Annotated in this window: 25 protein-coding genes and 1 riboswitch; of the genes, 8 read left to right on the plus strand and 17 right to left on the minus strand. The window is 72.1% G+C overall.

Annotated features, from left to right (window positions below):
* Positions 1–11 precede the first annotated feature (11 nt).
* From NFU81_RS05060 to NFU81_RS05070, 3 genes are read right to left on the minus strand one after another with little or no spacing between them, the layout of a single operon-like run.
* The gene (locus NFU81_RS05060) at positions 12–962 is read right to left on the minus strand and encodes an ABC transporter permease (RefSeq protein WP_251485391.1); all 951 of its coding nucleotides are present in this window, start codon (positions 960–962) and stop codon (positions 12–14) included.
* Entirely contained in the window at positions 959–2,203 is a 1,245-nt protein-coding gene (locus NFU81_RS05065) for an ABC transporter ATP-binding protein (RefSeq protein WP_251485393.1), read from the minus strand. Before NFU81_RS05065 ends, NFU81_RS05060 begins: the two co-directional genes overlap by 4 nt.
* Positions 2,204–2,219: 16 nt before the next feature.
* On the minus strand, positions 2,220–3,452 hold the full coding sequence (locus NFU81_RS05070) for a polyamine ABC transporter substrate-binding protein (protein ID WP_251485396.1): 1,233 nt from the start codon (positions 3,450–3,452) through the stop codon (positions 2,220–2,222).
* A 276-nt stretch (positions 3,453–3,728) separates the two neighbouring features.
* On the opposite strand from NFU81_RS05070, the gene NFU81_RS05075 reads away from it, so the two are divergent.
* Together NFU81_RS05075 and NFU81_RS05080 are read left to right on the plus strand one after the other, a co-directional pair.
* Positions 3,729–4,766 carry an adenosine deaminase gene (locus NFU81_RS05075; RefSeq protein ID WP_251485399.1) on the plus strand — a complete coding sequence of 346 codons (1,038 nt, stop codon included), beginning with the start codon at positions 3,729–3,731 and terminating at the stop codon, positions 4,764–4,766.
* Positions 4,757–5,443 (plus strand): glycerophosphodiester phosphodiesterase, encoded by a 687-nt coding sequence (locus NFU81_RS05080; protein WP_251485401.1) that lies wholly within the window; start codon positions 4,757–4,759, stop codon positions 5,441–5,443. The genes NFU81_RS05075 and NFU81_RS05080 overlap by 10 nt, the downstream gene beginning before the upstream one ends.
* 38 nt (positions 5,444–5,481) lie before the next feature.
* On the opposite strand, the gene NFU81_RS05085 is transcribed toward NFU81_RS05080, so the two are convergent.
* Positions 5,482–6,915: a gamma-aminobutyraldehyde dehydrogenase gene (locus NFU81_RS05085; RefSeq protein WP_251485403.1), complete on the minus strand. Its 1,434-nt coding sequence runs from the start codon at positions 6,913–6,915 to the stop codon at positions 5,482–5,484.
* 220 nt (positions 6,916–7,135) lie between these two features.
* On the opposite strand from NFU81_RS05085, the gene NFU81_RS05090 reads away from it, so the two are divergent.
* The 5 genes from NFU81_RS05090 to NFU81_RS05110 all read left to right on the plus strand — a co-directional run bounded on the left by NFU81_RS05090 (position 7,136) and on the right by NFU81_RS05110 (position 12,247).
* Positions 7,136–7,597 carry an Lrp/AsnC family transcriptional regulator gene (locus tag NFU81_RS05090; RefSeq protein ID WP_251485677.1) on the plus strand — a complete coding sequence of 154 codons (462 nt, stop codon included), beginning with the start codon at positions 7,136–7,138 and terminating at the stop codon, positions 7,595–7,597.
* 2 nt (positions 7,598–7,599) lie between these two features.
* Entirely contained in the window at positions 7,600–8,961 is a 1,362-nt protein-coding gene (locus NFU81_RS05095; protein ID WP_251485405.1) for an aspartate aminotransferase family protein, read from the plus strand.
* A gap of 214 nt (positions 8,962–9,175) precedes the next feature.
* Entirely contained in the window at positions 9,176–9,904 is a 729-nt protein-coding gene (locus NFU81_RS05100; RefSeq protein WP_251485406.1) for an ABC transporter ATP-binding protein, read from the plus strand.
* A 76-nt stretch (positions 9,905–9,980) separates the two neighbouring features.
* A complete protein-coding gene (locus NFU81_RS05105; RefSeq protein WP_251485409.1) occupies positions 9,981–11,108 on the plus strand; it encodes a hypothetical protein in 1,128 nt (375 codons plus the stop codon).
* A 26-nt stretch (positions 11,109–11,134) separates the two neighbouring features.
* Entirely contained in the window at positions 11,135–12,247 is a 1,113-nt protein-coding gene (locus NFU81_RS05110) for an LOG family protein (protein WP_251485410.1), read from the plus strand.
* Positions 12,248–12,269: 22 nt separating this feature from the next.
* Here NFU81_RS05110 and NFU81_RS05115 read toward each other — a convergent pair whose 3' ends face one another.
* The 10 genes from NFU81_RS05115 to rpsB form a co-directional block, all read right to left on the minus strand.
* On the minus strand, positions 12,270–12,749 hold the full coding sequence (locus NFU81_RS05115; RefSeq protein ID WP_251485411.1) for a VOC family protein: 480 nt from the start codon (positions 12,747–12,749) through the stop codon (positions 12,270–12,272).
* A gap of 135 nt (positions 12,750–12,884) precedes the next feature.
* A complete protein-coding gene (locus NFU81_RS05120) occupies positions 12,885–13,901 on the minus strand; it encodes an ABC transporter ATP-binding protein (RefSeq protein ID WP_251485678.1) in 1,017 nt (338 codons plus the stop codon).
* 62 nt (positions 13,902–13,963) lie between these two features.
* The gene (locus NFU81_RS05125; RefSeq protein ID WP_251485682.1) at positions 13,964–15,571 is read right to left on the minus strand and encodes an ABC transporter permease; all 1,608 of its coding nucleotides are present in this window, start codon (positions 15,569–15,571) and stop codon (positions 13,964–13,966) included.
* A 109-nt stretch (positions 15,572–15,680) separates the two neighbouring features.
* The gene (locus NFU81_RS05130) at positions 15,681–16,787 is read right to left on the minus strand and encodes a thiamine ABC transporter substrate-binding protein (protein ID WP_251485414.1); all 1,107 of its coding nucleotides are present in this window, start codon (positions 16,785–16,787) and stop codon (positions 15,681–15,683) included.
* Positions 16,781–16,908: riboswitch (TPP riboswitch) on the minus strand. It overlaps the preceding gene by 7 nt.
* 63 nt (positions 16,909–16,971) lie before the next feature.
* Positions 16,972–18,078 carry a dual-specificity RNA methyltransferase RlmN gene (rlmN, locus tag NFU81_RS05135; RefSeq protein WP_251485416.1) on the minus strand — a complete coding sequence of 369 codons (1,107 nt, stop codon included), beginning with the start codon at positions 18,076–18,078 and terminating at the stop codon, positions 16,972–16,974.
* A gap of 58 nt (positions 18,079–18,136) precedes the next feature.
* Positions 18,137–19,135 (minus strand): phosphatidate cytidylyltransferase, encoded by a 999-nt coding sequence (locus NFU81_RS05140; protein ID WP_251485419.1) that lies wholly within the window; start codon positions 19,133–19,135, stop codon positions 18,137–18,139.
* A gap of 80 nt (positions 19,136–19,215) precedes the next feature.
* Entirely contained in the window at positions 19,216–19,773 is a 558-nt protein-coding gene (gene frr / locus NFU81_RS05145) for a ribosome recycling factor (RefSeq protein WP_251485684.1), read from the minus strand.
* A gap of 114 nt (positions 19,774–19,887) precedes the next feature.
* A complete protein-coding gene (pyrH, locus tag NFU81_RS05150; RefSeq protein ID WP_251485421.1) occupies positions 19,888–20,673 on the minus strand; it encodes a UMP kinase in 786 nt (261 codons plus the stop codon).
* A gap of 185 nt (positions 20,674–20,858) precedes the next feature.
* Complete coding sequence (gene tsf / locus NFU81_RS05155) at positions 20,859–21,695, minus strand: translation elongation factor Ts (RefSeq protein WP_251485424.1); 837 nt, start codon at positions 21,693–21,695, stop codon at positions 20,859–20,861.
* A gap of 112 nt (positions 21,696–21,807) precedes the next feature.
* Positions 21,808–22,731, minus strand: coding sequence for a 30S ribosomal protein S2 (gene rpsB / locus NFU81_RS05160; RefSeq protein WP_251485427.1), 924 nt, complete (start codon positions 22,729–22,731; stop codon positions 21,808–21,810).
* A 265-nt stretch (positions 22,732–22,996) separates the two neighbouring features.
* Between rpsB and NFU81_RS05165 the strand changes: the two genes are divergently transcribed.
* A complete protein-coding gene (locus NFU81_RS05165) occupies positions 22,997–23,539 on the plus strand; it encodes a murein hydrolase activator EnvC family protein (RefSeq protein WP_251485430.1) in 543 nt (180 codons plus the stop codon).
* Between the two features lie 12 nt (positions 23,540–23,551).
* Here NFU81_RS05165 and NFU81_RS05170 read toward each other — a convergent pair whose 3' ends face one another.
* From NFU81_RS05170 to dprA, 3 genes are all read right to left on the minus strand, one after another.
* Positions 23,552–24,133 (minus strand): TetR/AcrR family transcriptional regulator, encoded by a 582-nt coding sequence (locus NFU81_RS05170; RefSeq protein WP_251485432.1) that lies wholly within the window; start codon positions 24,131–24,133, stop codon positions 23,552–23,554.
* 30 nt (positions 24,134–24,163) lie between these two features.
* Positions 24,164–25,000 (minus strand): RNA polymerase sigma factor WhiG, encoded by an 837-nt coding sequence (gene whiG / locus NFU81_RS05175; protein WP_251485435.1) that lies wholly within the window; start codon positions 24,998–25,000, stop codon positions 24,164–24,166.
* 283 nt (positions 25,001–25,283) lie between these two features.
* Positions 25,284–26,588, minus strand: coding sequence for a DNA-processing protein DprA (dprA, locus tag NFU81_RS05180; RefSeq protein ID WP_422665149.1), 1,305 nt, complete (start codon positions 26,586–26,588; stop codon positions 25,284–25,286).
* Between the last annotated feature and the right edge of the window lie 2 nt (positions 26,589–26,590).

The raw sequence follows: 26,590 nt of genomic DNA on the forward strand, positions 1-26,590 counted from the left end.
ACGCGTCTGCATCAGACCAGCTCCTCCGTCCCGGCCCTGCGGATGTAGACGGTGACGATCGCCAGGATGGCCGCCATCAGGATGAAGGACAGCGCGGCGGCCGTCGGGTAGTCCAGTACCCGCAGGAACTGGGACTGGATGACGTTGCCGATCATCTTCTGGTTGGTCGAGCCCAGCAACTCGGCGTTGATGTAGTCGCCGGAGGCCGGGATGAAGGTCAGCAGGGTGCCGGCGACCACCCCGGGCAGGGACAGCGGGAAGGTCACCTTGCGGAAGGTGGTGAAGGGCGTGGCGTACAGGTCGCCGGACGCCTCGTGCAGCCGCCCGTCGATCCGCTCCAGCGAGGTGTAGAGCGGCAGGATCATGAACGGCAGGAAGTTGTACGTGAGCCCGCAGACGACGGCCAGCGGGGTGGCGAGCACCCGGTCGCCCTGGGTGATGTGCAGCCAGGAGGTGGCGTCCAGGATGTGCACGCGGTTCAGGAACGACACCACGGGTCCCTGGTCGGCCAGGATCGTCTCCCAGGCCAGGGTGCGGATCAGGAAGCTGGTGAAGAAGGGCGCGATCACCAGCACCAGCACGACGTTGCGCCAGCGCCCGGCCCTGAAAGCGATCATGTACGCCAGCGGGTAGCCGATCGCCAGGCAGGCAGCGGTGGCGATGCCGGAGTAGAGCAGCGACCGCAGGAAGTGCGGCCAGTACTCGCGCAGCGCGTCCCAGTAGGTCGCGACGTGCCAGGTGACCCGGAAGCCCTTGTCGAGCGAGCCGGTCTGCACGGACGTCGAGGCCTGGTAGACCATCGGGGCGACGAAGAAGACCAGCAGCCAGGCGGCGCCCGCGAGCAGCAGCAGATACGGCGTCAGCCGGCGCCGTCCGGCAGCCCGGCGCAGTGCGGCGGGTACGGTCCCGGGTGCCTGCCGGGCGGGCGGCGGCCCGGCGGCCTGGGCGGTGGCGGCGCTCATACGGCGGCCTCCGCGGCGGTGCCGTCCTTGGCCGCGGAGTCCTTCCCGGCCCCTCCCCTGCCGGGTGCGGCCGGGAGGTGCGCGGCCTCCTCCGCGTCGGCGTCGAGCCCGGCGTCGATGTCCTGGGCGGCGTCGAGGCCGAAGGTGTGCGCGGGGTTCCAGTGCAGCACGACGGGGGCGCCGGGGACGAGCCGGCCGTCGCGTTCGACGTTCGGCACGAAGACCTCCAGCTCCGGGCAGACCGGGCTGTCGATCACGTACTGGGTGGACACCCCGATGAAGCTGGAGTCGACGATCCTTCCCGGCACCCGGTTGCGCCCCTCGGGTATCGCGTCCTCGTCGTCCCGGTGGGCCAGCGCGATCTTCTCCGGGCGGACCCCGGCGAGCACGGTGCCGCCCGCGGTGGCCTCGGCGGCGCAGCGGGCGGCGGGCAGGGTGAGGCGCTGCCCCGCCGCGACCAGGTGGACGTCGCCGCCCGAGGTGCCGGTGACCTCCGCCTCGATGAGGTTGGAGGTGCCGAGGAAGTTCGCCACGAAGGTCGAGCCGGGGTTCTCGTAGAGGTCGGCGGGGGCGCCCAGCTGCTCGACCCGGCCGGCGTTCATCACCGCGACGGTGTCGGCCATCGTCATGGCCTCCTCCTGGTCGTGGGTGACGTGGATGAAGGTGATGCCGACCTCGGTCTGAATGCGCTTCAGCTCCAGCTGCATCTGGCGGCGCAGCTTGAGGTCGAGGGCGCCGAGCGGCTCGTCGAGCAGCAGCACCTCGGGCTTGTTGATCAGCGCCCTGGCCACCGCGACCCGCTGCTGCTGGCCGCCGGAGAGCTGGTGCGGCTTGCGGCGGGCCAGGCCGCCGAGCTGCACCAGGTCGAGCATGTCGCCGACCTGCTGCTTGACCGACTTGATCCCGCGCCGGCGCAGCCCGAAGGCGACGTTCTCGTAGATGTCGAGGTGCGGGAAGAGCGCGTAGTTCTGGAAGACCGTGTTGACCGGGCGCTTGTACGGCGGCAGGGCGGTGACGTCCTGGCCGCCGAGGGCGACGGAGCCCGCGGTGGGGTCCTCCAGTCCCGCGATCATCCGCAGGGTGGTGGTCTTGCCGCAGCCGGACGCGCCGAGCAGCGCGAAGAAGGACCCCGCGGGGACGGCGAGGTCCAGCGGGTGGACGGCGGTGAAGGACCCGTAGGTCTTGCTGAGCCCGGAGAGGCGGACGGCGTCGCCGGGTGCTGCGGTGCGTGCGGTCGTCATGGCAGGTGTCCTCGGGTCAGGCGCCGATGAGCTTGGAGAACTTCTCCTCGTAGCGGGTGTCCTCGTCCTCGCTGAGGGAGCGGAAGCTGTGCGACTTGGCGTCCATCGCCGCGTCCGGGAGGATCAGCGGGTTCGTGGCGAGCGACGGGTCGATCTTCGCCAGATAGGGCTTGACCCCCGCGACCGGGCACACGTAGGCGATGTACGCCGACACCTGGGCGGCGACCTGCGGCTCGTAGTAGTAGTCGATGAGGCGTTCCGCGTTGGTCTTGTGCCGCGCCTTCGCGGGGATCAGCAGGTTGTCGGTCGAGAACAGGAAGCCGGCGTCGGGGAAGACGTACTCGATGTCGGGGTCGTCGATCCGCAGCTGCACCAGGTCGCCCGCCCAGGCGACGCAGGCGGCGATGTCGCCCTTGCTCAGGCCGTCGGTGTAGTCGTTGCCGGTGAACTTGCGGATCTGCTGGCTGTCGACGGCCTTCTGGACCCGGGCGAGCGCCGCGTCGTAGGTGTCGTCGGTGACCGTCTCCGGCTTGTGTCCCATGTCGAGCAGCGTCATGCCGATCGTGTCGCGCATCTCGGACAGCATCGCGACCCTGCCCTTGAGTGAGGGGTCGTCGAGCAGCTGCGAGATCGAGGTGACCTTCTTCCCCTTGGTGGCCTTCTTGTTGTAGGCGATGCAGGTCGCGATGCCCTGCCAGGGGTAGGAGTAGGCGCGGCCCGGGTCCCAGTCGGGGCTGCGGAAGCGCTGTTCGAGGTTGGCGAAGGCGTGCGGCAGGTGCGCGGGGTCGAGCTTCTGGACCCAGCCGAGCCGGATCATCCGGGCGGCCAGCCAGTCGGTGAGCACCATCAGGTCGCGCCCGGTGTCCTGGCCCGCGGACAGCTGCGGCTTGATCTTGCCGAAGAACTCGACGTTGTCGTTGATGTCCTCGGTGTACTTGACCTTGATGCCCGTGCGCCCGGTGAACGCCTCGAGGGTCGGGCGGTGTTTGCCGTCGTCCGAGACGTCGATGTACTCGGTCCAGTTGGAGAAGTCGACCGTCTTCTCCTGGGCCGAGTGGTCGGTGGACGCGGTGCTGTCGCCGGTGCGGCCGGCCGCGGGTATACCGCAGGCGGTCAGGCCCGCGGCGCCGGCCACGCCGAGTCCCGCGGCGCGCAGCAATGTACGCCGGCCCATCGCGCCGCGGCCGTTGGCCATGCTGCGCCGCAGGGCCGCGCGCAGCGGCGGGGGCAGGGGCTCGTACTGCTCCATGGGTGATGCCCTCCGCTCTCGGGGCGTTCGCGGGGTTGTCGCCGTCCAACGTGGCCAAATCCCGGATTGGTGGCTGATCCTGGCAGAGGGGCCGCCCCCCAACAAGGGATTCCGTTGTTGCCTTTTGGTTACGCGACGAAATCTGTGCCTGAAGGGGGAGAAGACGTGGTGGCGCCCCCTGGACGCCGCCCGCCGCCGGGCCGGCCGCGGGCGGCGTTCTACGATGAAGCGGCACCGCCGGCCGTATCCGCACCCGCCCGTCCAGGAGGACCCCGCATGTTCGACAGCGCTCCCGCAGGTGGCATCGACGCCTTCATCGCCGGGCTGCCCAAGGCCGAGCTGCACGTCCACCACGTGGGGTCGGCCTCGCCGCGGATCGTGGCCGAGCTGGCCGCACGGCACCCGGACTCCGCCGTGCCGGCCGATCCCGCGGCGCTCGCCGAGTACTTCAGCTTCCGCGACTTCGCCCACTTCATCCAGGTCTACCTGTCGGTGGTCGACCTGATCAGGGACGCCGAGGACGTGCGGCTGCTCACCTTCGAGGTGGCCAGGGACATGGCCCGGCAGAACGTGCGCTATGCCGAGCTGACGGTGACGCCGTACAGCTCGACCCGGCGCGGCATCCCCGAGCAGGAGTTCATGGGCGCGATCGAGGACGCCCGCAAGGCGGCGGAGGCGGAGCTGGGCGTCATGCTGCGCTGGTGCTTCGACATCCCCGGCGAGGCGGGGCTCGCCTCTGCCGAGGAGACCGCGCGGCTCGCGGTGGACCTGCGGCCCGAGGGGCTGGTGTCGTTCGGGCTCGGCGGTCCCGAGATCGGGGTGCCCAGGCCGCAGTTCAAGCCGTACTTCGACCGGGCGCGGGCTGCCGGGCTGCACAGCGTGCCGCACGCAGGTGAGACCACGGGTCCCGAGACGATCTGGGACGCGCTGCGGAAGCTGGGCGCCGAGCGGATCGGCCACGGCACCAGCGCGGCCCACGACCCGCGGCTGCTGGACCACCTGGCCGAGCACCGCATCCCGCTGGAGGTCTGCCCGACGTCGAACATCGCCACCCGTGCGGTCGCCACGCTGGAGGAGCACCCGATACGGCGGATGGTCGAGGCGGGCGTGCTCGTCACCGTCAACAGCGACGACCCGCCGATGTTCGGCACCGACCTGAACACCGAGTACGCGGTCGCAGCGCGGCTGCTGGAGCTGGACCACACCGGGGTGGCGGGGCTGGCGAAGAACGCGGTCGAGGCGTCGTTCCTGGACGCGCCGGGCAAGGCGCGGCTCGCCGCCGAGATCGACGCGTACGCCGCCGCATGGCGCTGACCGTCGCCCACCGGGGCGATCCGTACGTGCACCGCGAGAACACCCTGCCGTCGGTGCGCTCCGCGCTGCTCAAGGGCGCGGACGCGGTGGAGGTGGACGTCCGGGTGACCCTGGACGGGGTGCCGGTGCTGCTGCACGACCCGTCGCTCCAGCGCCTGTGGGGGCACGCGCAGGCGGTCGCCGGGCTCACCTCGGACGAGGTCGCCGAGCTCACCGGCGGGGAGCTGCCCGCGCTTGAGGACGCGCTCGCCGAGCTGCTGCGCCACGCGCGCGGGCGGATGCTGCTCGACCTGACCGGCGCTGACCAGGCGGCCCCTGCCCTGGCCGCGGTCCGTGCCGCGGGGGCGCAGGAGCGGGTGTACTACTGCGGCGCGGCGACCGCGATGCGTGCCGTGCGGGAGGCGGACGCGGACGCGGAGATCGCGCTGACCTGGAAGACGTCGGCGCGGCCCGCGCCCGCGCTGCTGGCCGCGGTGGCACCGCGCTGGCTGAACCTGCGCTTCGGCCTCGTCGACCCGCCGACCGTCGCCTACGCCCGCGAGCGCGGGCTGCTGGTGGCGGCCTGGACCGCCGACTGGCCCCGCTCGATGCGCCGCCTGCTGGCGCTGGGCGTCGACTCGGTGACCACCAACCGCCTGGCGGCCCTGCAGCGCCTGGCCGGGCCGCCGTCCGCCTGACCGGCCGCCCCCGTCACCGGGGGCGGCCTGCGGCGGCGCTAGTCCAGCGACGTCATGACGTGCTTGATCCGGGTGTAGTCCTCGAAGCCGTAGCCGGACAGGTCCTTGCCGTAGCCGGACTGCTTGAAGCCGCCGTGCGGCATCTCGGCGACCAGCGGGATGTGGGTGTTGATCCACACGCAGCCGAAGTCCAGCCGCCTGGACATCCGCATCGCGCGGGCGTGGTCCTTGGTCCACACCGAGGAGGCCAGCGCGTAGTCGACGCCGTTGGCCCAGGTCAGGGCCTGCTCCTCGTCGGTGAACGACTGGACGGTGATGACCGGGCCGAAGATCTCGCGCTGGATCATCTCGTCGTCCTGCAGCAGCCCGGAGACGACGGTGGGGGCGTAGAAGTAGCCCTCCTCCCCGACCCGGTGGCCGCCGGTCTCGATCCTGGCGTGCGCGGGCAGCCGCTCGATGAAGCCGCTGACCTGGTCGAGCTGGTGGGCGTTGTTCAGCGGGCCGTAGAGGACGTCCTCGTCGTCGGGCCGGCCGGTCTTGGTGTCGGCGGCGGCCTTGGCCAGGGCGGCGGTGAACTCGGCGTGGATCGACTCGTGGACCAGGACGCGGGTCGCGGCCGTACAGTCCTGGCCCGCGTTGAAGAAGCCGGCCACGGCGATGTCCTCGACGGCCCGCGGGATGTCGACGTCCTCGAAGACCACCACGGGGGCCTTGCCGCCCAGTTCGAGGTGGACGCGCTTGAGGTCCTTGGCCGCGGACCCGGCGACCTCCATGCCGGCCCTGACCGAGCCGGTGATCGACGCCATGGCCGGCACCTGGTGCTCGACCATCATCCGGCCGGTGTCGCGGTCGCCGCAGACGACGTTGAAGACGCCCTTGGGCAGGTGCTCGCCCAGGATCTCGGCGAGGAGCACGGTGGAGGCGGGGGTGGTGTCGGACGGCTTGAGCACCACGGTGTTGCCCGCGGCGATGGCGGGGGCGAACTTCCAGACCGCCATCATCATCGGGTAGTTCCAGGGCGCGACCTGCGCGCAGACCCCGACCGGCTCGCGCCGGACCATGGAGGTCATCCCCTCCATGTACTCACCGGCCGAGCGACCCTCCAGCATCCGCGCCGCGCCGGCGAAGAAGCGGATCTGGTCGACCATGGGCGGGATTTCCTCGGTCGTGGTCAGGCCGATGGGCTTTCCGGTGTTCTCGCTCTCGACGGCGACGATCTCGGCCGCCCGTTCCTCGATCGCGTCGGCGATCCGCAGCAGCGCCTTCTGCCGGTCGGACGGCGTGGTGTCGCGCCAGCCGGGGAATGCCGCGGCGGCCGCGGCCATGGCCGCGTCGACATCGGCGGCGCCGGACAGCGGCGCGGTGGCGTACGCCTGGCCGGTCACCGGGTTGACCACCTCGGTCGTCCGTCCGTCCGCGGCGGCACGGAACTCTCCGTCGATGTAGTTGCGCAGAGTACGGAGTTCGGTCACGGCGATTGCTCCCTGGTCGTCCGGATCGTGGTGCGGTGTCGGGTGTCCACACACTGAGACAGGACCCAGCTTAGCCGCAGGACTGCCGTATTCGACATACCCAACTCCCACCGACAACCGAATCGGTATCCAGAGCAGCTCTCAGCGACGAATTTCATCGTGCAGGGCTTGCGGGACCGTCGACCTCTCCTGCACAGTGGGGCGCGTGGCCACACGTGACATGAACGGCGCGTCGCCGTCGATAGACGCGGTGTCGAAGGCGATCATCGAGCAGCTCCAGGAGGACGGCCGCCGCCCCTACGCGGCGATCGGCAAGGCCGTGGGCCTGTCGGAGGCCGCGGTACGGCAGCGGGTGCAGAAGCTGCTGGACCAGGGCGTCATGCAGATCGTGGCGGTGACCGACCCGCTCACCGTGGGATTCCGCCGGCAGGCGATGGTCGGCATCACCGTCGAGGGCGACATCGACCCGGTCGCCGAGGCCCTGGCGGCGCTGGACGAGGTCGAGTACGTGGTCATCACCGCGGGCTCCTTCGACCTGCTGGCCGAGATCGTCTGCGAGGACGACGACCACTTGCTGGAGCTGATCAACAAGCGGATCCGCGCACTGCCCGGCGTGCGCTCCACCGAGAGCTTCGTCTACCTCAAGCTCCGCAAGCAGACCTACACCTGGGGAACCAGATAGCCATGAGCGCAGACCTGTCGAAGACGGCGTACGACCACCTGTGGATGCACTTCACCCGGATGTCGGACTACGAGAACGCCCCCGTGCCGACCATCGTGCGCGGCGAGGGCACGTACATCTACGACGAGCACGGCAAGCGCTACATCGACGGCCTGTCCGGGCTCTTCGTCGTCAACGCCGGGCACGGCCGGCACGAGCTGGCGGAGACCGCGTACAAGCAGGCGCAGGAGCTGGCGTTCTTCCCGGTGTGGAGCTACGCGCACCCCAAGGCCGTGGAACTGGCGGAGCGGCTGGCGCAGTACGCGCCGGGCGACCTGAACAAGGTCTTCTTCACCACCGGCGGCGGCGAGGCCGTCGAGACCGCGTGGAAACTGGCGAAGCAGTACCACAAGCTGACCGGCAACCACACGAAGTACAAGGTCATCTCACGGGCCGTCGCCTACCACGGCACCCCGCAGGGCGCCCTGTCGATCACCGGGCTGCCGGCGCTCAAGGCGCCATTCGAGCCGCTGGTACCGGGCGCGCGCAAGGTGCCCAACACCAACATCTACCGGGCGCCGATCCACGGCGACGACCCGGAGGCCTTCGGCCGCTGGGCGGCCGATCAGATCGAGCAGCAGATCCTCTTCGAGGGTCCCGAGACGGTCGCCGCGGTCTTCCTGGAACCCGTGCAGAACGCCGGCGGCTGCTTCCCGCCGCCGCCCGGCTACTTCCAGCGGGTCCGGGAGATCTGCGACACCTACGACGTGCTGCTGGTCTCCGACGAGGTGATCTGCGCCTTCGGCCGGCTCGGCACCATGTTCGGCTGCGAGAAGTTCGGCTACGTGCCGGACATGATCACCTGTGCCAAGGGCATGACGTCGGGGTACTCGCCGATCGGCGCCTGCATCGTCTCCGACCGGGTCGCCGAGCCCTTCTACCGCGGCGGCAACACCTTCCTGCACGGCTACACCTTCGGCGGCCACCCGGTCTCCGCGGCGGTCGCGCTCACCAACCTCGACATCTTCGAGCGCGAGGGCCTCAACCAGCACGTCCTGGACCAGGAGGCCGGCTTCTCCGGCACCCTCGGCCGGCTGCGCGACCTGCCGATAGTCGGCGACGTCCGCGGCAACGGCTTCTTCTACGGCATCGAGCTGGTCAAGGACAAGGCCACCAAGGAGACCTTCACCGACGAGGAGACCGAGCGCGTCCTGTACGGCTTCCTGTCCAAGGCGCTCTACGACAACGGCCTGTACTGCCGCGCCGACGACCGCGGCGACCCGGTCGTCCAGCTCGCCCCGCCGCTGGTCTCCGACCAGGCGCTCTTCGACGAGATCGAGGGCATCCTGCGGACTGTGCTGACGCAGGCCTGGGCGAAGCTGTGAGGCCCGCCGCCGAGCCGGGCTGACGCCGGCTCCGGCAGGCGCGGGCGCCCGCGGGCCGGGCTCACCCGTACGGACGGATCGGCGCGGCCGGCCGCCGCGCCTGCGGGCGTACACGGCCACCGCCTGCCTACGGTGCCGGGGAGTGACCGCCCACTCCCCGGCGTCGGCGACACACCGCCGCCCGCCGCCGGGGGACGACCTGCGGAGGAACGGCATGGTGGCACCGCCCGACAACGACGTGCTCTTCGCCCGCGCCCTGCAGCACTCCTACCGGGGCTCGCCTGCCCTGCTCGGCGTCTCGGCCGGGGTGCGCGAAGGGGAGATCCTCGGTGTGGTCGGGCCGCGCGGCTCCGGCAAGACGACGCTGCTGCGCTGCCTGTCGGGGCAGCTGGTGCCCGAACAGGGCGAGGTCTGGTTCAACGGCGGACCCGTCCACACGCTGGCCGCCGCCGCCCGCGACCAGTTGCGCAGGGAGCGCTTCGGCTGGGTCGGCAGCGAACCGCAGCTGCTGCCCGAGCTGACCGCGTGGGAGAACGCCGCACTGCCGCTGCTGATGCGCGGCGTCAGGTCACGGGCCGCCCGGGCCAAGGCCCAGGAATGGCTGGAGCGGCTCGACGTCGGCGGCGCGGCCCGCAAGCGTCCCGGCGCGCTGCTGCAGTCGGAGCGGCAGCGGGTCGCGGTGGCCCGCGCCCTGATCTCGGTGCCCGCGGTGGTCTTCGCCGACGACCCGGCCGCGCCGCTGCACCACTCCGACCGCGCCCAGGTGCTGCGCACCCTCATCAGCGCGGCCCGCTCGCACGGCATGACGGTGGTGCTCGCCGGCACCGACCCGGACACCGCCGGCTACACCGACCGTACGCTGCCCCTGCGCGACGGCCGATCCGATGCCGCGTTCGCCGTCACGGACCGCGAGACCCCCGACCCTGCCCCGGCGAACGCATGACGGCCGCGCACGGCGAGGCCGCCGCCCCCGCGCGGGGCACACGACCGATGGGCGCCGGAGCCGGGCAGGTGGCCGCATGCTGAGCTGGCGGGTGGTGCGCGGCGCGCGGATCGGGGCCATGGGGCGCTGGCTGACGGTGGTCGGGGCGGCCGGTGGTACGGGTCTGCTGCTGCTCTCCGCGCTCGGATGGGCGCTGGGGCACGCGCAGCCCGGCGCCGGCGCCGGTGCCGGGGTGCGGCTGGTGTGGTGCCTGCTGCCGGTCGCGATGACCGTGCAGCTCGCCGCTGTGGTCGGCCACGCCCAGCCGCTGGGGTGGTCGCGCTCGGGGCTCGCCGCGCTCGGGCTCGGCAGGACCGCGACCGTGCTGATCGGGGCGGCGGCCGCCGCGCTGGCCTGCGCCGCCGGCAGCGCGCTCGCCCTGCTGCTCTTCCTCTACCTGCGCGGCGACCTGGGCGGTGTGCCGTACGCGGGCTCCGCGTCCGGCGTGCTCGGCGCCGGGCACCGGCTGCCGGTCGCCGGCGCCGCGACGCTGCTGTCGGTGGTGCCGCTGGCCGCCGCCGGCCTTGCCGCGGCGGGGCTGTGGCAGCCGCGGCAGGCGAAGCCGGGTGCCCCGCCCGCGGGGCTGCCCTGGGGCGTCGCGCTGACCGCGGTAGGGCTCGCCGTCCAGGTGAGCGCGCCGCGCGGCGACACGCTGCCGCTGCCCAGTGGCCTGGGCTCGGTGTCACCCGCGACGGTGGCCGGCTGGCTGGTGGCGTCCGCGGGCCTGGTCGTCGCCGGGCCGGGCCTGGTGCACCTGTGCGGGCAGCTGCTGGCCCTGCACCGCCCGGGCGCGCTGCGGCTGCTGGCGGGCCGGGCGCTGCAGCAGGAGGCGCGCAGGATCGGCCGCCCGCTCGGCCTGCTGTGCGCGACGGCCACCGCTGCCGTGACCGTCTACGACCTGCAGAGCGGCGACGGCCACCGGCTCGGCCCGCTCACGAGCTTCGCCGCGGCCTTGATCGGCGTGTGCGTGCTGGCGATCACGGGCACCGCGCTGCTGGAGGCCAGGAACGCAAGGGCGCGCTCCACTGCCGCGCTGCGCGACCTCGGTGCCTCGCCGAGCCTGCTGCGCGGCGCGGTCGTGCTGCGCGCCGGTGCGCTGCTCGCGGTCGCGGTCCCCCTGACGGCCCTGATCGCGGGGCTCGCGACCGTACCGGCGACACGGTGAGCAGACCGGCGGGCTATCGTGCTGGCGTGCCTGCCGACGCCACCGCCCCGCCCGTACGTGAGATCGAGACCCTGGAGGAGTTCGACCGGGTCGCCCTGACCGGCTCCTTCGCCGGATACCGCCTGCAGGCCGTCGACCTGACGGACCGTACGTTCGCGCTGCTGGTCGCCGACACCACGCAGGCGGTCTTCCTCGGCTGCCCGATGGAGCCGCAGGCGCTCGCCCATGTCAGGGCCGGCGGCGCACTGGTCTTCCCACCGGTCCCGCATCTGCCGTTCGACCCCTACCGGGCCGCGCTCTACAGCCCCGCCGAGCTGTACGCGGATCTCGCCGGGGGCTACGAGCACACCCCGGACGCCCGTGCGTACGAGTGGTTCCGGGCGACCGCGGCAGGCGGCGACATACTGGCGTCGATGCTGCGCTCCATCCACGACGACGCCGTGGCCGACGCCCTGGACGAGCATCTGTCGGGCGCCCGCGTGGTGGGCGTGATGGGCGGCCACGCCATAAAGCGCGGCACCGACGCCTACGCGGGCGCCGCCCGGCTCGGCCGTGCCCTGGCGCGCGAGGGCCTGACGGTGGCCACCGGCGGCGGGCCCGGCGCGATGGAGGCGGCGAACTTCGGCGCCTACGCGGCACCGCACGACGACGTGATGCTCGGCAAGGCGCTGTCCGTACTCGGCGGGGCGCCGTCCTTCCGACCGTCGGTCAGCGAGTGGGCGCTGACCGCCTTCGAGGTGCGCGAACGCTGGCCCGAGGGCGGGACCTCGCTGGGGGTGCCGACCTGGTTCTACGGCCACGAGCCGCCGAACGCCTTCGCCTCGCACGTGGCGAAGTTCTTCGCCAACGCGGTCCGCGAGGACGCCCTGCTGGCCCGCTGCAACGCCGGTGTGGTCTTCCTGCCGGGTGCGGCGGGCACCGTCCAGGAGATCTTCGACGCCGCGACGCCGAACTACTACTCCTCACGCGGCGAGCCCACCCCGATGGTGCTGGTCGACCGGGCGCACTGGACCGAGCAGCTGCCCGCCTGGCCGCTGCTCAGCGCGCTGGCCCGCGACCACCCGATGGCGTGGCGCATCGCACTGGTCGAGTCGGTGACCGAGGTGCCGGGCGCGCTGGCCCGGCTGGCGGAGAAATGAGCACAGGGCGCCTGCTGGGCCGTCAGCCGGCCGCCGCGACCGCGTCCTCCAGCTCCCTGACCACGATCTTCTTCATGCCCATCATCGACTTCATCGCGGCCTGGGACCTCGCCGGGTCGGGGTCGGCGATCAGCTCCTGAAGGCGCCGGGGCACGATCTGCCAGGAGACGCCGAAGCGGTCCTTGAGCCAGCCGCAGGGACCCTCCTCGCCGCCGTTCCCGGTCAGCGCGGTCCACAGGCGGTCGACCTCCTCCTGGGACTCGCAGTCGACGGACAGCGAGATGGCCTCGTTGAAGGTGAACTCCGGCCCGCCGTTGAGCGCCAGGTAGCGCTGCCCCGCCAGCTCGAACTCCACGATCATCACGCTGCCGGGAGCACCGGGGCCGGACTCGCCGTACCGCTGCACGCTGACCGTCCGCGAGTCGTCGAACAGCGAGGTGTAGAAGGACGCGGCCTCCTCCGCCCGGCCGTCGTACCAGAGGAAGGTGGTGATCTTCTGCATGGTGTCCGCTCCCGGATCTCGTCGGCTGGAGGGCGTCCTCGCGCCTCCAGCAGATAGGACGGTTCGGGTCGGCGAAACTCATCGGTGCCGTTCGGGTGGTCCCGCGGGCCGCGGCGGCGGGCGCGGGAGCCGAGGTCAGCCGGGCAGGACGACGACGTCCTCGGGGTCGAAGTCGACGCCGACCGTCGCGCCCTCGCGCGGCGCGGCCCGCAGCGCGCACTCCGCCTCCAGCAGCGGCCCGCGCTCCGGCCGCAGGCGTACCGCGACATGGCCGCCGCGGAAGGTGCGGGCGATCACCTCGCAGCGCAGGGCGCCCTCGGCGGACAGCAGGACCCCGGTGGGGCGGACCAGCAGCCGGCAGGGGCCGTCGGGAGTACCGGCGGGCACCGGCAGCCTGCCCCAGTCGGTGACGGCGGTGCCGCCGGCGACCACGGCGTCGGCGATGGCGTCGAAGCCGAGGAAACGGGCGACGAACTCGTCCGCCGGGTGCTGCCAGACCTCCAGCGGGGTGCCGCTCTGGGCGATCCTGCCTTCCCGCATCAGCACCACCCGGTCGGCCAGCGCGAAGGCCTCGCCCTGGTCGTGGGTGACGGCGAGCACGGTGGTGCCGAGCCGGCCGAAGAGCTGCCGCAGCTCCACCACCAGGCGTTCGCGCAGCGAGCGGTCGAGCTGGCCGAGCGGCTCGTCCAGCATCAGCAGCCGCGGCTCGGGCGCCAGCGCGCGGGCCAGCGCGACCCGCTGCTGCTCGCCGCCCGACAGGGTGGCGACGGCGCGGGTCTGCGCGTCCGGCAGTCCGACCAGGTCGAGCAGTTCGGCCACCCGGCGCTGCCGCTGCTCGCGCGGCGCCTTGTGCATCCGCGGCCCGAAGCCGACGTTGCCGCCGACGTCGCGCTGCGGGAAGAGCTGGTGGTCCTGGAACATCAGCCCGACGCCGCGGCGGTGCGCGGGCACGTCGCGCTGGTCGGCGCCGCCGAGCAGCACCCGGCCGTCGTCCAGTGCGGTCAGTCCCGCGACGGCCCGCAGCAGCGTGGACTTGCCGCTGCCGCTGGGTCCCAGGACGCTGACGATCTCGTGTTCCGCGACGTCCAGGTCGACGGCGTCCAGCGCGGTCCGCGCCCCGAAGCGTACGGTCGCGGCGTCCAGCCGGAGCAGCGCGGTGTCCGCGGCCTCGGCGGCATCCGCGGTGGCGCGTGCGGTGTGTGTGGTGCGGGTGGTCACAACTCCCCCGATCCGGTGGTGCGCAGCGATTCGAGCACCAGCAGCGAGGCGGCGCAGACGACCATCAGGACGGTGCTCAGGGCCATCGCCTGGCCGTAGTTGAGCGCGCCCGCGCGGCCCAGCAGCCGGGCGACGGCGACCGGCAGGGTGGGGTCGTCGGGGCGCGCGATGAAGACGGTGGCGCCGAACTCGCCCAGGGAGACGGCGAAGGCGAATCCCGCGGCAATTGCCACGGCCCGGGAGACCAGCGGCAGTTCGACCTCCCGCCAGACCCGCCACGGGGACGCCCCGAGCACCGCCGCGGCCTCGCGCAGCCGCTCGTCGACGGCCCGCAGGACCGGCAGCATCACCCGCACCACGAAGGGCGTCCCGACCAGCGCCTGGGCGAGCGGCACCAGCAACCAGGAGTCCCGCAGGTCCAGCGGCGGCTTGTCGAGGGCGATGAGGAAGCCGAAGCCCACGGTGACCGCGGAGGTGCCCAGCGGCAGCATCAGCAGTGCGTCGAAGCCGCGGACCAGCCGCCCCGCCCTGCGCACCAGTGCCGCGGCGGCCAGCCCGCCGACGGCCAGTGCGATGACGGTGGCGATGGCGGCGAAGCGCAGCGAATTGCCCACCGTCTGCCACGGGGCGACGCTGAAGGTGCCGCCGTCGGTGGAGCCGAGCGCCCGGTAGAAGGCCAGCCCGTAGCCGCTCGGGGTGTCGAAGGAGCGGGCCACCAGCACGCCCAGCGGCAGCAGGATGAGCACCCCGACCACCGCGAGGACCGCGCCCAGCAGCGTGCGTTCCGCGGCCCCGCGCGGCCGGTGCGCGGTCAGCGCCGGGTCCACCAGCCGCAGCGCCGACTCCCTGCGGCGTACCGTCCAGCCGTGCAGCGCGAGGATCGCGGCGACGGCGGCGAACTGCAGCAGGGTCAGCACGGCGGCGGTCGGCAGGTCGAAGACCTCGGCGGTCTGCCGGTAGATCTCCACCTCCAGGGTGGAGTACATGGGGCCGCCCAGTACCTGGATCACGCCGAAGGAGGTGAAGGTGAACAGGAACACCATCAGCGCCGCAGCGGCCACCGAGGGGCCGAGCGCGGGCAGCGTGACCCGGCGCCAGGCGGCGAACCGGGACGCGCCGAGCATCCTGGCGGCCTCTTCCTGCGCCGGGTCGAGCTGCGCCCACAGACCGCCGACGGTGCGGACCACGACGGCGTAGTTGAAGAAGACGTGAGCGATCAGGATCGCCCACACACTGGTGTCGAGCCGCACCCCGAAAAGGGAGTCGGTGAAGCCGTCGCGCCCGAGCAGGGCCAGGAAGGCGGAGCCGGCGACGACGGTCGGCAGCACGAAGGGCACGGTGACGACCGCGCGCAGCAGGCGCCGCCCGGGGAAGTCCAGCCGGGCGAAGGCGTACGCGCCGGGCAGCGCGACCAGCAGCGTCAGACCCGTGGACGCGGCGGCCTGCCAGCAGGTGAACCACAGCACGTGGCGGATGCCGGCGTCGCCCGCCACGTCGGCGATCCGGCCGAACTGCCAGCTGCCGCCCTGGTGCAGGCCGCGGGTGACGATCGCGCCCACCGGATAGGCGAAGAAGGCCGCGAAGAACAGCAGCGGGAGCGCCATCAGTGCGGCGCGGACGCCGGCCCTGCGCACGCCCCCGGCGGCCGCACCGGTGCCGCGGGGCGTGCGGGTGCCGCGGTCGTACGCCGCGCGCAGCGCGCTCACCGTGCGGTCACTTCAGGACGATCGAGTTCCACGCGCCGACCCAGTCGTCGCGGTCGGCGGCGATCTTGTCCGGGGGAAGCGTCGCCGGGTTCTCGATCTTCGCGCCGTACTTGACGAAGACCGGCGGCTCGACGGCGTCCTTGCGGACCGGGTCGACGTACATCTGCAGCGGCATGTCCTGCTGGAAGGTCTTGCCGAGCATGAAGTCGATCAGCGCCTGGCCTCCAGCGGTGTTCTTCGCGCCGTGCAGCAGGCCGGCGAACTCGATCTGCCGGAAGCAGGTGCCGGTGGCCACCCCCACGGGTGACTGGGCGGGTTCGGGGCTGACGCCGACGACCTCGGCGGGCGGGCTGGAGGCGTAGGAGACGACCAGCGGGCGGTCGCCCTTGGCCTGCTTGCCGGCCGATGAGCCGGAGAAGCGGTCGTTGTAGGCCTGCTCCCAGCCGTCGACGACCTCGACGCCGTTGCTCTTGAGCTGCTTCCAGTAGCCCTGCCATCCCCCGTCGCCGTAGGTGGCGGCGCTGCCCAGCAGGAAGGCCAGGCCGGGCGAGGACGTCGAGACGTTCTCGGTGACCAGCAGGTTCTTGTAGGCCGGCTTGACCAGGTCGGCGAAGGTCTGCGGCGGCGCGAGGTGGTGGGCGGTGAAGTAGGCCCGGTCGTAGTTGACGCAGACGTCGCCGGAGTCGATCGGGGTGACCCGGTGCTCGGCCGCGTCGAGCTGCACGTCGGCCGGCACCTGGGCGAGGTCCTTGGCCGTGTACGGGGTGAACAGGCCGTTGTCGAGCGCCCGGGACAGCAGGGTGTTGTCGACGCCGAAGAAGACGTCGCCGCGCGGGTGGTCCTTGGTGAGGATGGCCTGGTTGACGGCCGCTCCCGCGTCGCCGCCGCGCAGCACCTTGACCGTGTAGCCGGTCTCCTTGGTGAACTCGGCGAGCACCTGCTTGGAGGCGGCGAAGGAGTCGTGGCTGACCAGCGTGACGGTCTTGGAGCCGGACGCCCCCGCGGCCTCGTCGGTGCCCTTGTCCTTCGAGTCGCTGCCGCACGCGGCCAGCACGGTGGCGGCGGCGGTGGCCAGGACCAGCGCGCCGACGGCACGCCGAGGTGTGGTTCTCATCTGCGGTGACTCCCTACGCCGGTATGACCCGGATCAGGTGGGAGGGTCTGCGGCCTGAGACCCCGAACGGGTCACTCGCCGCACTCTCAGCGCCGTCGCAGGCGCTCCCCTGTCGGAATGTTCTGTTGTACGACTCTACGACTGTACGTCTGCCGACGGTCGCCGACCGTACGATAGCAGCAGGTCAGCGCTCGGCTGCCGCGAGCTGCCCGCAGGCGCCGTCGATCTCCTGGCCGCGGGTGTCGCGGACGGTCACGGGCACGCCGTGCGCCTCCAGGGCGGCCACGAACGCCCGCTCGTCCTCGGGCCTGGACGCCGTCCACTTCGAGCCGGGCGTCGGGTTGAGCGGGATCAGGTTGACGTGCACCCGGTGGTTCTTCAACAGCCTGCCCAGCCGGTCGGCACGCCACGCCTGGTCGTTCACATCGCGGATCAGCGCGTACTCGATGGAGATCCGGCGGCCCGAGACCTCGGCGTAGTGCCAGGCCGCGTCCAGCACCTCGCGGACCTTCCAACGGGTGTTGACCGGAACCAGGGTGTCGCGCAGCTCGTCGTCCGGAGCGTGCAGCGACACTGCCAGACGGCACTTGAAGCCCTCGTCCGCGAAGCGGTACATCGCCGGCACCAGGCCCACCGTGGAGACGGTGATGCCGCGCTGCGACAGCCCCAGGCCGTCGGGCTCGGGGTCGGTGAGCCGGCGGATGGCGCCGACGACCCGCTTGTAGTTGGCCAGCGGTTCGCCCATGCCCATGAAGACGATGTTCGACAGCCGTGCCGCACCACCGGGGACCTCGCCGTCGCGCAGCGACTTCATGCCGGCGACGATCTGGTGCACGATCTCGGCGGTCGACAGGTTCCGGTCCAGACCGGCCTGTCCCGTGGCGCAGAAGGGGCAGTTCATGCCGCAGCCGGCCTGTGACGAGATGCACATGGTGACGCGGTCGGGGTAGCGCATCAGCACCGACTCCACGAGCGTCCCGTCGAAGAGCTTCCACAGCGTCTTGCGGGTGTCGCCGTCGTCGCACGTGGCGTGCCGCACGACGGTCATCAGCTCGGGCAGCAGGTCCCCGGCGAGCTTGCCGCGGGTCGCCGCCGGGATGTCCGTCCAGGCGGCCGGGTCGTCCGCGAACCGTGCGAAGTAGTGCTGCGACAGCTGCTTGGCCCGGAACGGCTTCTCACCGAGCGCGGCCACCGCCTCACGTCGTTCGGCGGGCGAGAGGTCGGCAAGATGCCGCGGGGGCTTCTTGGCCCCGCGCGGCACGGCGAAAGTCAGTTCTCCGGGTGCAGGCATGATTAGTCCAGTGTCGCAGACTCCGGGAGAGCCGTTCGCCGCAGGCAAAAACGGGGGCCTAGCCCTTGCCGACGAAGGCGACCAGGAGCAGCCAGACCACCGGGGCGGTCGGCAGGAGGCTGTCGAGCCGGTCCATGATGCCGCCGTGGCCCGGGAGCAGGGTGCCCATGTCCTTGATGTCCAGGTCGCGCTTGATCATGGACTCGCCGAGGTCGCCGAGAGTGGCGCTGACGGCCGCGGCCAGGCCCAGCAGCAGGCCCTGCCACCAGTGGCCGCCGTCGATGAAGTACTCCATCAGCAGGGCGCCGGCCACCATGGCGAAGGCGATGGCGCCGAGTAGGCCCTCCCGGGTCTTGCCGGGGCTGATGCGGGGGGCGAGTTTGTGGCTGCCGAAGCGCCAGCCGACCGCGTAGGCGCCGGTGTCGCTGATCACGGTGAGCAGCAGGAAGACCAGCACCCGGCGGGGGCCGTCGTCCGCGGCGAGCATCATCACCACGAAGGTGGCGAGGAAGGGGACGTAGAAGGCGGCGAAGACGCCGGCGGTGACGTCCTTGAGGTAGTCGTGCGGGGGTTCGGTCATCCGCCAGACCAGGATGGCCAGCGATGTCAGCGCCATCGCCACCCAGGCGCCGTCGGCGCCGCGCAGATAGCCGGCGACCACCATGGCGGCGCCGCCGACCGCGAGCGGGATCAGCGGGACCCGGATGTCCTTGCGCTCCGCGAGGCGCGAGGTCAGCTCCCACACGCCGACGACCACGGCGACCACGACGACGCCGACGAAGACCGCTTTGACGATGAAGAGCGCCGCGAGGACGACCACGCCGAGCCCGACCCCGACCCCTATCGCGGCCTGCAGGTTCCGCCCGGCGGACTTCTTCGCTGGGGCGGGAGGCTGCGGCGGCGGCTGGGGCGCCGAGGCCGGGGGTGGCGGTGGCATAGGAGGAGTCTTCCCCCTGATGCCGCTTTCCGCGGCGGAACCCGCCGTTGCCGTGACCGTGTCCTCGGGCGCTCCCCAGTGGCCGGCGCGTGGCGAAGCGCCCCAGGAAGAGTCGTTCACTGAGCTTCGCCTCGCGTCGTCGTCGGGGGTCGTGAGAGCCGGATTGGGTCGGGCGGCAGGTGCCGGGAGCGGGCCGGAGGTCAGACCTCCAGCAGTTCCGTCTCCTTGTGCTTGAGCAGTTCGTCGACCTGCGCGACGTACTTCGCGGTGGTGTCGTCCAGCTCCTTCTCGGCGCGGCGCACCTCGTCCTCGCCGGTGTCGCCGTCCTTGACGAACTTGTCCAGGGTCTCCTTCGCCTTGCGGCGGATGCTGCGGATGGAGATCTTGGCGTCCTCGCCCTTGGTCTTGGCGACCTTGATGTACTCCCGCCGGCGCTCCTCGGTGAGCTGCGGGAAGACCACCCGGATGATACGGCCGTCGTTGCTCGGGTTGACGCCGAGGTCGGAGTTGCGGATCGCCTCTTCGATGTTGCGCAGGCTGCTGCTGTCGAAGGGGGTGATCACCGCCATCCGCGGCTCGGGCACCGCGAACGAGGCGAGCTGGTTGATCGGCGTGACGGTGCCGTAGTACTCGGCCACGATCTTGTTGAACATCGCCGGGTGCGCACGGCCGGTGCGGATCGCCGCGAAGTCGTCCTTGGCGACGGCGACAGCCTTCTCCATCTTCTCCTCGGCTTCGAGGAGGGTTTCTTCAATCACCATGTGCTCCTGGTATTCAGAAGGCGGAGCCCTGGAGGCGCGGCCCCTGCGTGCGTCTGCTCTGCACGGTGTCCGACCGGCAGCGTGTTGTCCATCCCCCGAGGCGGGTTGCGGCTAGTCCCGGGTGCCGTGGGTGTTGACCAGTGTGCCGATCTTCTCACCCTTGACCGCCCGCGCGATGTTGCCCTCGGCGAGCAGCTCGAAGACCAGGATCGGCAGCTTGTTGTCCTGGCACAGGGTGATGGCGGTGAGGTCGGCCACCCGCAGGTCGCGGGCGATGACCTCGCCGTACTCCAGAGCGTCGAACTTGACCGCGGCCGGGTTCAGCTTGGGGTCGGAGTCGTAGACGCCGTCCACGCCGTTCTTGCCCATCAGCATCGCGGCCGCGTCGATCTCCAGGGCGCGCTGCGCCGCGGTGGTGTCGGTGGAGAAGTACGGCATGCCCATACCGGCGCCGAAGATCACCACACGGCCCTTCTCCAGGTGCCGTACGGCCCGCAGCGGAATGTACGGCTCGGCGACCTGGCCCATGGTGATCGCGGTCTGCACCCGGGTCTCGACGCCCTCCTTCTCCAGGAAGTCCTGGAGCGCCAGGCAGTTCATGACGGTGCCGAGCATGCCCATGTAGTCGGAGCGGGCGCGGTCCATGCCGCGCTGCTGCAGTTCCGCGCCGCGGAAGAAGTTGCCGCCGCCGACGACGAGCGCGATCTCGTAGCCGTCCGCGACGACCGCGGCGACCTCGCGGGCGATGGCATGCACGACATCGGGGTCGACGCCGAGCCCTCCGCCGCCGGCGAACGCCTCGCCTGACAGCTTGAGCAGGAAGCGGCGGCGCGGGCCACCGCTGCTGCCGGCGGCGACGGGTGCGGTGGTCGGGGCCTGTTCGGCGCCTTCGTTCATGGAGGTCTCCTCGTGCACGTACAAAGGAGGCCATTGCCGTGGGTCCTTGTGGGTTCCCGGTACGGCAATGGCCTCCTTGTCACATCTGCGGCCGGCCGGCGGGCGGCCGACCGCCTACGACCCTAGCGGGGCCGCCGGTCGTTCGCTGCCCGGTGGCAGCCGGTACCCGGTCTGCGGCCTGGCGGTCAGACGCCGACGCGGAAGCGCGCGAAGCCCACGAGCTTCACGCCGGCCTCGTCGAGCACCTTCTGGACGGTCTTCTTGGCGTCCTTGGCGAACGCCTGCTCCAGGACGACGTTCTCCTTGAAGAAGCCGTTCACCCGGCCCTCGACGATACGCGGCAGGGCGGCGTCGGGCTTGCCCTCCTCGCGGGCGGTGGCCTCGGCGACCCGGCGCTCGTTCTCGACCGTCTCCGCGTCGATCTCGTCGCGGGTCAGGTACTTCGGCGCGAACGCGGCGATGTGCTGGGCGACGTCCTTGGCGGTCTGCGCGTCGGCCTTGTCCAGCTCGACCAGCACGCCCACCTGCGGGGGCAGGTCGGGGCTGGTGCGGTGCAGGTAGGAGGCCACGTAGCCGCCGGTGAACTGAGCGAAGCGGTCGAGCACGATCTTCTCGCCGAGGGTGGCGTTCGCCGCGTCGACGAAGGCCTGCACGGTCTGGCCGGGCTTGATCTCGGACGCGAGCAGCGCGTCGATGTCGGCCGGCTTGCTGCTCGCCACGTGGGCGGCGACGGCGTCGGCGACGGCGACGAACTTGTCGCCCTTGGCGACGAAGTCGGTCTCGCACTTCAGCTCGACGAGGACGCCCTCGGAGTTGTCGGCGGCGATCAGGGACACCACAGCGCCGTTGGAGGCCGAGCGGCCCTCGCGCTTGGTGACACCCTTCTGGCCCTTGACCCGAAGGATCTCGACGGCCTTGTCCAGGTCGCCTTCGGCCTCCACAAGGGCGTTCTTGCAGTCCATCATGCCCGCGGCGGTCAGCTCGCGGAGCTTCTTGACGTCAGCGGCGGTGAAGTTCGCCATGGGTTTGAGTCTCTTCCCGAATGGTCGGTGGATCTACGGGTGGACGGCGGGGGCCGAGGCCCCCGCCGTCGTCACGCGTGGTGCCCGGCGGCTGTGTGCCGCCGGCGCCTGGTCAGGCCTGCTCGGCGTCGCCCTCGGCGGCCGGCGCGTCCTCGGCGGGAGCCTCGGTCGCGGGGGCCTCGGTGGCGGGGGCCTCCTCGGCGGGAGCCTCGGTCGCGGCGGCCTCGGCAGCGGGTGCCTCGGTCGCGTCGTCGGCCTTCTTCTCGCCCTCGAGCAGGTCACGCTCCCACTCGGCCAGCGGCTCCGCGGGGGCGCCCTCGGCCTTCTTGTCGCTCAGCGCGGCGCCGGAGCGGGCGATCAGGCCCTCGGCGACGGCGTCGGCGATCACGCGGGTGAGCAGCGTGACGGAGCGGATCGCGTCGTCGTTGCCCGGGATCTTGTAGTCGACCTCGTCGGGGTCGCAGTTGGTGTCGAGGATCGCGACCACCGGGATGCGGAGCTTGCGCGCCTCACCGACGGCGATGTGCTCCTTCTTGGTGTCGACGATCCACACCGCGCTGGGCACCTTCTGCATCTCGCGGATGCCGCCCAGGGTCTTCTCCAGCTTGTCCTTCTCGCGGGAGAGGACCAGCAGCTCCTTCTTGGTGAGGCCGGACGCGGCCACATCCTCGAAGTCGATCTCCTCGAGCTCCTTCAGGCGCTGCAGGCGCTTGTAGACGGTCGAGAAGTTGGTGAGCATGCCGCCCAGCCAGCGCTGGTTGACGTAGGGCATGCCGACGCGCGAGGCCTGCTCGGCGATGGCCTCCTGCGCCTGCTTCTTCGTGCCGACGAACATGATGGAGCCGCCGTGCGCGACGGTCTCCTTGACGAACTCGTAGGCGCGGTCGATGTACGACAGCGACTGGAGCAGGTCGATGATGTAGATGCCGTTGCGCTCGGTGAAGATGAAGCGCTTCATCTTCGGGTTCCAGCGACGGGTCTGGTGCCCGAAGTGGACGCCGCTCTCGAGCAGCTCCCGCATCGTGACGACGGCCATGGCCGTACTCCTTGATGTGCTCGGTTACCGCGGCCGCCGGACGACGGTCGCGCCTGACGCCCCGACGCGCCGTGCCACGAGGGACCGAGGGGCGCGGCCACCGTCCCTGTGAAGGGAGTGAGTGGCGGGGCGTGCGAAGTCGACCCGGTGACCCGGATCGCCAGAGAAAGTGTACGGGACCGGCGGAGCCACCGGCGACACCCGAGTTATCCACAGGCGGCGACCATGATCATCTCTTGCCGCCGGAATGCGGGATCGTCGTGTCATGGCATTCACGACGATGTGGCTCACGGTGATCGCGGCGCTGCTGGCCGGCGCGGGCGGCGGCGCCCCTGCGCCCGGCGGGCGGAGCTGGCCGGTGTCGGGGCACGGGCCGCGCGGGCGGCCGGAGGTGCTGCGGGCCTTCGAACCGCCGGCGACGACGTGGGGCGCCGGGCACCGCGGGGTCGACCTGCGGGCGGGACCGGGTGCTGCGGTGCGCTCGGCAGCGCCCGGCGAGGTGGTCTTCGCCGGGCGGGTGGGCGGCACGGGAGTGCTGGTCGTGCGGATCGGCCCGAGCCTGCGGATCAGCTACGAGCCGGTACGGGCGACGGTGCCGGTGGGCGCCCGGGTGGCGGCGGGGCAACCGGTCGGGGTGCTGGACGGCGTGCTCGCGCACTGCCCGGCGGGCTGCCTGCACTGGGGGCTGCTGCGCTCGGGGCCGGCCGGCGACGTCTACCTGGACCCGCTGTCGCTGCTGCCCGCCTGGATACGGCGCCCCGGCCCCTCCCGGCTGCTGCCGGTGTACGGGGTCCCGGCGGCGGCGTGAGACGCGGGCGGGTCAGCCGGTGACGCCGTGCAGGGCCATGGCTATCGCGGCCCGGGTGATCCGCTCGGGGTCCTCGGCGGCGCCCAGTTCGATGCGGCGGACGGCCGCGTCGACGACGCCCTGCAGCAGCATCGCGGTCAGCCGGGGCTCGTCGTGGCCGAGGTCGGACAGCGCCGCGACCACCATGGCCACCAGGCCGCCGTGTGCGGCGCGGATCTTCTCCCTGGCGCCGGGGTCCAGCTCGCCCGCGGAGATCGCCGCGACGGCGCGGTGCCTGCGGTCCCCGACCAGGGCCAGCTGGCTGCGGACGTACGCCTCGATCCGGCCCTCGGCGCTGTCCGCGGCCTCCATCGCGGCTTCCACCTCGGCCGCCCAGACCGGGAAGTCGACCGCGCACAGCTCCTCGACCACCGCGGCCCGGGAGCGGAAGTACTCGTAGACCGAGGAGCGGGCCAGTCCGGTCCGCTCGGCCAGGGCCGGAAAGGTCAGCGCGTCGGTACCGCCCTCGGACAGCAGCGAGCGGGCGGCGTCCAGCAGTGCCCGGCGCTGCATGGTGCGGTGTTCGGCCACCGAGGCCGCTCGAATCCTGGGCATCCCACCACTGTAGACAGTGCGGAGGTGCCCTCACCTGCCGACGTCGGCGAGCTTTGCCCGCAGTTGAAGCACGGACTTGGTGTGGATCTGGCTGACCCGGCTCTCGGTGACGCCCAAGACCTGCCCGATCTCCGCCAGCGTCAGGCCCTCGTAGTAGTAGAGGGTGACCACGGTCTTCTCCCGCTCGGGCAGGGTGTTGACGGCGCGGGCGAGCAGCCGGCGCAGCTCGCGGTCCTCCGCGACCTCGACCGGGTTGTCGGCGCCGGTGTCCTCCAGGGTGTCCACCAGGCTGAGCCGGTCGCCGCTCTCCGCGCCGACGTGCAGCAGCTCCTCGAGTGCCACCACGTTCGCCAGCGACAGGGCGCTGAAGACGCCGTGCAGCTCCTCCAGGCCGACGCCCATCTCCGCGGCGACCTCGGGCTCACTGGGGGTGCGGCGGAGCTTGGCCTCCAAGGTGGCGTAGGCCCGTTCCACTGCTCTGGCCTTCTGCCGCACCGAGCGCGGGATCCAGTCCAGGGCGCGCAGTTCGTCGATCATGGCGCCGCGAATCCGGGTGATGGCATAGGTCTCGAACTTGATCGCCCGGTCCGGGTCGAACTTCTCGATCGCGTCGATCAGCCCGAACACCCCGGACGAGACGAAGTCGGCCTGCTCCACGTTGGCCGGCAGTCCCACACTGACCCGGCCTGCCACGTATTTCACCAGCGGCGAGTAGTGCAGGATCAACTGCTCGCGCAGCCGTGCGTCCCCCGTGGACTTGTAGGTCCGCCACAGCTCGTCGAGCGAGGTGGGGGCGGCGGGCCGAGGGGCGGCGGGGGCGGTGGTCGCGGCCGTCGCCCGTTCGGACCCGGGGGTGTACTGGGGCATGCGTCGTTGTGCGCCGTTCTGCCGTGACGTGGACGGGAAATCGAGCCTCCGAGAGCGTAGCGTGACCATGGTGTCGCTTATTGCTACATCATCCGTATGGGACATGCGCAGATACGTTCCTCTACGGGTACACGGACGCCGGGCCGGCTCGCGGGGTCCGGCGCGGGGGCCGCCGAACGTCCGCATCGAGCCATCATGGGGTGCCGCCGGGGTCCCCGCTCCGCCTCCTGCGATCACCGCAGGTCATGAGCTTTCGTTGTCACCTGATGGTGTATCCGTCGCGTCAACCGGTGTGCCGCGCACGTCCGTCCCGTGCGGTACGGACCAACTGCCACCTCCCGTCCTGCCGTTCGACGAAGCCGAGTGCCTGCAATTCGTAGAGCCTGCTCAGCGTGTCGTCGCAGGTGGCCCCGGCCGCGTCGGCGATCTGCTCCGCGTCCTCGGCGCCCCTGCCGGGCACCGCCTCCAGCACCCGGGACGCGGCCGGCCCGAGCAGGTCGCGGGGCAGCACCGGGCCGCGCCGCAGCGGTGCGAGGTCGGCGCCGATCTCGCCGACCAGCTCGACGACCTCAGCCGCGTCGGTCACCACCGCCGCACCCCCGCGCAGCAGTTCGTGCACACCTTCCGAGAGCCCCGAGGTGCACGGTCCCGGCACCCCCATGGTGACCCGGCCCAACGCCGCTGCTCGTCGTGCGGTGATCAGCGAGCCGCTGCGGTAGCGGGCCTCGACCACGACCGTGCCGCGGGTCAGGGCGGCGATGACCCGGTTGCGCAGCACGAAGCGGCTCCTGGTCGGGTGGTCGCCCGGCGCCAACTCGCCGACCAGCAGACCGCTTTCGGCGATCCGTCCGATCAACTCGGCATTGCCCGGCGGATACGCCACGTCCACCCCGCTCGCCACCACCCCGATGGTGGCGCCGCCCGCCGCCAGGGCACTTCGGTGCACCACCCCGTCCACCCCGTAGGCCGCGCCGGAGACGACCACCCAGCCGGCCCGCGCCAGCCCCGCGCCGAGCCCGGCCGCCATGTGGGCGCCGTAGTCCGTGCAGGCCCGCGCCCCGACCACGGCGACCGACCGCAGCGCCCACAGCCGCAGGGACGGCCGCCCGCGCACCCACAGCCCGAAGGGGCGCTGCGGCCCGAGGTCGTCGAGCTGTCCGGGCCAGTCGCCGTCCCCGGGGCAGATAAAGCGCGCCCCTGCCCGGTGGGCGGCGGCCAGGTCGGCCACCGGGTCCGTGCGGGCGGCCCGCCTGGCGTAGGCCGCCGTCCGACGAGGGCTCGCCCCCGGCAGCGCCCGCCCGCCGCGCGCGGCCCGTAGCGCCCCCTGCACCCCGCGGTCCCGTATCGCCCGCCCCATCACCTCGTCTCCCGGGTCGGCGATCCGGGTCAGCGCCGCCCTGGCCAGCCGCTCCTCCCATCCTGCGTACTCCCCCAGGCCCTCGGCCGCCTCCTCGCCCTCTCCCCCGTAGTACCGCCGCACCGCCTCGGCCATGCCGTCCGGGTCGGGCCACGACTCCGCTGCCCCCGCCCAGCCGGCAGACCCGCTGCCCCGGTCCGACTGCGGCACGGCATCCACCAGGTCATCCATGC

Source organism: Actinacidiphila cocklensis (assembly GCF_907177275.1).
Taxonomy (GTDB): domain Bacteria; phylum Actinomycetota; class Actinomycetes; order Streptomycetales; family Streptomycetaceae; genus Actinacidiphila; species Actinacidiphila cocklensis.